This window comes from Streptomyces sp. NPDC004561 (assembly GCF_053602155.1).
This window is the reverse complement of sequence record NZ_JBSGDB010000590.1, coordinates 1-4,943: the sequence shown is the minus strand read 5'-3', so window position 1 is coordinate 4,943 and position 4,943 is coordinate 1. Positions and strand designations below refer to the sequence as shown.

The following is a 4,943-nucleotide window of genomic DNA, read 5'->3' as shown; positions in this document are numbered from 1 at the left end:
GCCTTCGGCGAGCACCTGCGGCGCTCCCGCCGCCGGGTCGACGCCCGCGAGCACCTGCGCATCGCGCTGGCGCTCTTCGAGGACCTCGGCGCCACCCCCTGGGCAGAGCGGGCCGCGCAGCAACTGCGCGCCTCCGGGGAGACCGCCCGTCGCCGCGACACCACCGCCACCGAGCTGACCCCGCAGGAGTGCCAGGTCGCCGCCCTGGTCCGGCAGGGCCTGTCAAACAGGGACGTGGCCGCGCAGCTGTTCGTCAGTTCACGCACCGTCGAGTTTCACTTGCGGAACTGCTACTCCAAGTTGGGCGTCAGCTCACGCGCCGAGCTCACCGCTCTCCCGCTCGACCTGTGACCGGTACGGCCCCGCAGGTGAACGGGTCGTCCACCGCGCCGCGCACACCGCCGGGCGATTGCGGGCACGATGACGCAGGCGCGGACCTCGTCGTGATGGACGTCGCGGTGCTGGCCGGCGAACAGCGAGGGACTTTGAGATGGTCGCCGCGAGCCTCCGCACGATCTTCGTCCAGCCCACCGCCGACGCGGTCCCCACTCAGCTGGACACCGTCGCCGACATGCTCGGCAAGCAGTTCCCCATGGTCATGGAGATGCTGCTGGACGCGAAGGACGACCTGACCGCCTTCGCCGCGTTCCCTGAGCGACATCGGAAGAAGACCCCGTCTGCCGTTCCGGCTCGGCCTGTTCCTGGTCTGGGCCGTCACCGCAGGGCACATGCGCTGGAGCGGACCCGCCTACCAATACGAATACCGCCACCGCGAACTCCAGCACTGGCTCCGCCAACACCCTTCGCCGGGCGCAGCTCTGAAGGGATTGCGAGCCAGGCTGGCAGACGGGACCGGCCCGCCTGGGCCAGAGTGCGGCCCCCTGCCGGGATGACACCGCAAGAGGACGCGAGCACGCGCGGCGCTTCCAGGTCCAACGTCGCCTCTTGATCGCGGACGTTCTTGCGGACAGACTGCCCTCCGTGGGATCAACAGGCACGGCCAACGGGGCGCAGATCGGGAAGCGGCGATGAGCGCCGGCCTGCCCTTCTTCCGCTATCACCCGGGCCCCCTGGCGAGTGGGTCCATCCGCGCGGCGGCCGAGACGTGCGCCTGCTGCAACCGCAGCACGGGCTGGATCTACACGGCCACCTTCTACACGGCCCAAGAGGTCAGCGGACGTTTCTGCCCGTGGTGCATCGCAGACGGGAGTGCGGCCGAACGCTTCGCGGGCGAATTCGCCGACTCCTACGGGCTCGACGGTGTCAGCGAGGACGTCGTGCACGAGGTCACCCGGCGCACCCCTGGATTCCGCGCCTGGCAGGACCCGCACTGGCTCGTCCACTGCCAGGACGCAGCCGCCTTCCTGGGCGAAGTCGGATACACCGAACTGCAGGCACATCCCGAAGCCCTCGATCAGCTGCGGGCCGACATGCACATCGACGGCCGGCCCGACGAGGACCGCCCCGAGCACTTCCCGACCCACCCGGGCGACGGAACCACCGTCATGCTCTTCCGCTGCACCGTCTGCGACGCCCACCTCGCCTACAGCGACGCACCCTGAAGACCGCCTGCGTTGACGAGTCCGCGGCAACCGGCCCCGGCACGGGGCACGGAACGGGGGCACCGGGCTCGTACGGATGCCGCTGGTGCCTGCCACCCGTCCTGACGGCGCGCTCGGGAAGCACGGCCGGCGGCCGGCCCTGGTCCCGGCCGGGCACGAAAGCCGGTGCCCGGGAACGCAGCGGGATGGTGGACATCCGGCAGGCGGTGCAGCGGCGGGAACCCGACGGGACTCGATCACCCGCACCTGCCGTAACCGGGTACGCGCGACGAAGTTCCTGACCCCTCGGCCCGAGGGGTCAGCGTGCCCTGCTCTGCCGCCTGATCGGCTCTCCCACCCGGTGCAGGTGGGTCAGGGCCTCACGGTAGGAGCGGATCAGACCGGTCTCGTGGTACGGCACCCCGATCTCGGCGCAGTACTGCCGCACGACCACCCGGGCGCGGCGTAGATGGGGCGTGGGCATGCTCGGGAACCGGTGGTGCTCGATCTGGTAGTTGAGACCGCCGAGCATCACGTCGGTGAACAAGCCGCCCCGCACGTTGCGGGAGGTGAGGACCTGGCGCTGCAGGAAGTCAGGCCGCTCGTCACCGGTGAAGGTGGGCATACCCTTGTGGTTCGGTGCGAAGGTGCAGCCGAGATACACACCGAACAGGCACTGGTTCAGCGCCAGAAACGCCAGCGCCCTGCCCGGCGAGAGGACCAGGAACAAGGCGGACAGCACACCCGCGATGTGCAGCAGGAGCAGAGCCCCCTCAAGCGTTCGCTTCCTCATGTTCGGCGAACGCAGCGCCCGCAGGCTCGCGACGTGCAGGTTGAAGCCTTCCAGGGTCAGCAACGGGAAGAACAGCAGGGCCTGGTGGCCACCGATCAGACGCGCCACACCACGGCTGGCCCGCGCCTGATCGGCGGACCACACCAGGATGTCCGGGGCGACATCGGGGTCCAGGTCCTCGTGATTGGGGTTGGCGTGGTGACGCGTGTGCTTGTTCATCCACCAGCCGTAGCTCATGCCCACGCCCAGATTCCCGAACAGCCTGCCCATGATTTCGCTGGGCCGGCGCCTCCGGAACACCTGCCGGTGGGCCAGGTCGTGCGCGAGCAGGGCGACCTGCCCGAACACGAAGGCCAGGAAAGCAGCCACGGCCAGCTGTCCCCAGGTGTCACCCAGAACGAAGAAGGCTCCCCACCCTGCCGCGTACATGGCGACCACCAGGCCGATGCGTGCTGCGTAGTAACCGGGACGCCGACGCATCAGGCCGGCCGCGGTTATCCGCTGGGAGAGCCTTGCGAAGTCGCTACCAATGTCGGCACCGGACCCCTTTGCGAGAGCAGGAACAGGCTGAGGCGTCACAGAGACATCTGGTGAAGTCGTCATGCGCCAAAGTCTCCTGTCGGCCCCACGACCTGAAGAAGCCTGCCAGCCACCCTCCGCGTACGAGGCATTCCCCCAGCGACACCGGGGGTTATCCCCCGGCTCCGACGGCGGCCCAGGCCCCCTGCCCGGGCTCCCCCCACCGCCCTTTCCTTCCATCGCCGGACCGCTTCTCGTCGGCATTGCGCTGCGCGCCTCATCGAGGTCGAGCACACCAACCACGACATCGACAAGGGCCTCCCGACGGCACACCGGACGTTCCGGCTTCTACGAGGCCTGGAGCGCGTCGCGTACAGTGCAGTGCCGAGGGCCTCACGGTCCGGGTTCGCAGCCCGACCCCGCCAGGTCCTCTCGTCTTGTCCGCCGCCGAGCCGGGAGGAACGGGCTCCGCGGCCGTCCCGTCGGGGAAGGAAAGTACATGGCACTGCAGGTTCTGCGGGCGCAGGAGAGAACACCCGCGCCGTGGAAGAACGGCGGAGGTGTCACCTCCGAGGTGGCCGCCCACCCCGAGGGGGCGGGAACCGGCGATTTCGTCTGGCGTGTCAGCATTGCCGATGTCGCGAAGAGCGGACCGTTCTCGGTCTTCGAGGGCGTGGATAGGATCATCACGGTGGTCGATGGCCCCGGCATGTCCCTGACGGTCGACGGTGTCCCGCATGTGATGGCCGCCCCGTTCGAGCCGTTCACCTTCTCCGGTGACTCCGACACGAAGTGCGAGTTGCTCGGCGGCCCGATCGTCGATTTCAACGTCATGGTGCGGCGCGCCGATGCGGCGGCGCGGGTCCGGATCGTGCGCGATCGCGTCGCGGTACGGCCGGAAGCCGGAACGCGCGTGCTCGCAGTGGTCCTTCAAGGGTCGGCCGCCCTCGGGCGGGAGACGATCCACCTCGACCGTCTGGATGCCGCACTGCTCGTCGAGGGGGACGCCGACGGCATCGACGTGGACGGGGTCCTCGCACTGGTCACTGTCGGGGACCGCGGCTCAGGCTGACCCCGCGGGCCCGGTTGCCCCGCCCCAGCTGCCGTCCCGACAAGCCGCCCAAGAGCCCCCACCGACAAGCCCGGGACACCTTCGAACGGCTGATCAGACCGTGGGCGGCCCCGCCTCGATGCGGCGCAGTACTGGCGGCAGGCGGTCCAGGTCCGGGCCGGTCTGGACCTGTCGCTCATCCCACCATGTGGCGCCGGCGTCGTGCAGTGGACCGATCACGTCCCTGGCCCTGGCCGCGTCCGGGGGCGTTGCACCGCCGAGCACGAACTCGAAGGGATGCTCGGTCCCGGTCTCTCGGTACTTGAGCACATATTCGACCAGTTCCCGCACCTCGGCCACATCCGGTACACACCCATGCCGTGCCGTTTCGAAGAGCGGTACCGCGCCATCCCACCGCGCTGCCCGCCGCATGGGTCGGCGGTGCGGCCAGAATCCGCCGATCCACACTGGCGGACGGGGCCGCTGCACGGTGGCAGGCAGCAGCGTCACGTCCCGGACGTCGTAGTGTCGGCCCTGGTGGTTCACCGACTCGCCGGACCAGAATCGCCTCAACAGCTCCAGGCCCTCGTCCAGGCGCTCAGCGAGGTGGCGTGAGTCGGCGGCGTCGCCGAAACTGCGGTACTCGTCCTCGACCGGGCCGCCCAGGCCGGCGGCGAAGATCACCCGGCCATGGCTGAGGTGGTCCAAGGTGGCCACTTGGCGGGCGAGTTGCTGCGGCCGGTAACGAGGGACGGGCGTCAGCAGGGTGCCCAGTCGGATCCGGGAGGTCGCCAGCGCGGCCGCGGTCAACAACATCCAGGGGTCTCCGAAGGGACGCCCTTGGTGTTGTCGGTGCAGTACATGGTCCCAGACGAAGAGCCCGTCCCAGCCGGCCTCTTCGGCGGCGGCCGCCGCAGTCGCGACGTTACGGGGGTCCGCGAAGTCACCGAAGTTGGGGATGTCGTTCGCGGACGTCCAGCCAGGCCTCGCCTTCTTCGCCAAACTCAAGAAGAACGGGAATCTCAACCCGCTCAGGTCC

Annotated in this window: 5 protein-coding genes and 1 pseudogene; 4 read left to right on the top strand and 2 right to left on the bottom strand. The window is 69.4% G+C overall.

Annotated features, from left to right (window positions below):
* From ACWEN3_RS41435 to ACWEN3_RS41425, 3 genes and pseudogenes are all read left to right on the top strand, one after another.
* Positions 1-351, top strand: a 351-nt coding sequence (locus ACWEN3_RS41435) for a helix-turn-helix domain-containing protein (RefSeq protein ID WP_452982380.1), incomplete at its 5' end; no start/stop codon positions are given.
* Between the two features lie 136 nt (positions 352-487).
* Positions 488-688: pseudogene (locus tag ACWEN3_RS41430) on the top strand (transposase); the annotation flags it as partial.
* Between the two features lie 340 nt (positions 689-1,028).
* Positions 1,029-1,562: a CbrC family protein gene (locus ACWEN3_RS41425; RefSeq protein WP_452982377.1), complete on the top strand. Its 534-nt coding sequence runs from the start codon at positions 1,029-1,031 to the stop codon at positions 1,560-1,562.
* 298 nt (positions 1,563-1,860) lie between these two features.
* On the opposite strand, the gene ACWEN3_RS41420 is transcribed toward ACWEN3_RS41425, so the two are convergent.
* The gene (locus tag ACWEN3_RS41420) at positions 1,861-2,937 is read right to left on the bottom strand and encodes a fatty acid desaturase family protein (RefSeq protein WP_452982374.1); all 1,077 of its coding nucleotides are present in this window, start codon (positions 2,935-2,937) and stop codon (positions 1,861-1,863) included.
* 415 nt (positions 2,938-3,352) lie between these two features.
* Between ACWEN3_RS41420 and ACWEN3_RS41415 the strand changes: the two genes are divergently transcribed.
* Complete coding sequence (locus ACWEN3_RS41415) at positions 3,353-3,925, top strand: HutD/Ves family protein (RefSeq protein ID WP_452982372.1); 573 nt, start codon at positions 3,353-3,355, stop codon at positions 3,923-3,925.
* A gap of 93 nt (positions 3,926-4,018) precedes the next feature.
* On the opposite strand, the gene ACWEN3_RS41410 is transcribed toward ACWEN3_RS41415, so the two are convergent.
* Complete coding sequence (locus ACWEN3_RS41410; RefSeq protein ID WP_452982383.1) at positions 4,019-4,906, bottom strand: LLM class flavin-dependent oxidoreductase; 888 nt, start codon at positions 4,904-4,906, stop codon at positions 4,019-4,021.
* Between the last annotated feature and the right edge of the window lie 37 nt (positions 4,907-4,943).

Excerpts from the sequence above, each read along its gene's own strand:
- ACWEN3_RS41425 (WP_452982377.1), top strand. The coding sequence starts at position 1,029 with ATGAGCGCCGGCCTGCCCTTCTTCCGCTATCACCCGGGCCCCCTGGCG.
- ACWEN3_RS41420 (WP_452982374.1), bottom strand. The coding sequence starts at position 2,937 with ATGACGACTTCACCAGATGTCTCTGTGACGCCTCAGCCTGTTCCTGCT.
- ACWEN3_RS41415 (WP_452982372.1), top strand. The coding sequence starts at position 3,353 with ATGGCACTGCAGGTTCTGCGGGCGCAGGAGAGAACACCCGCGCCGTGG.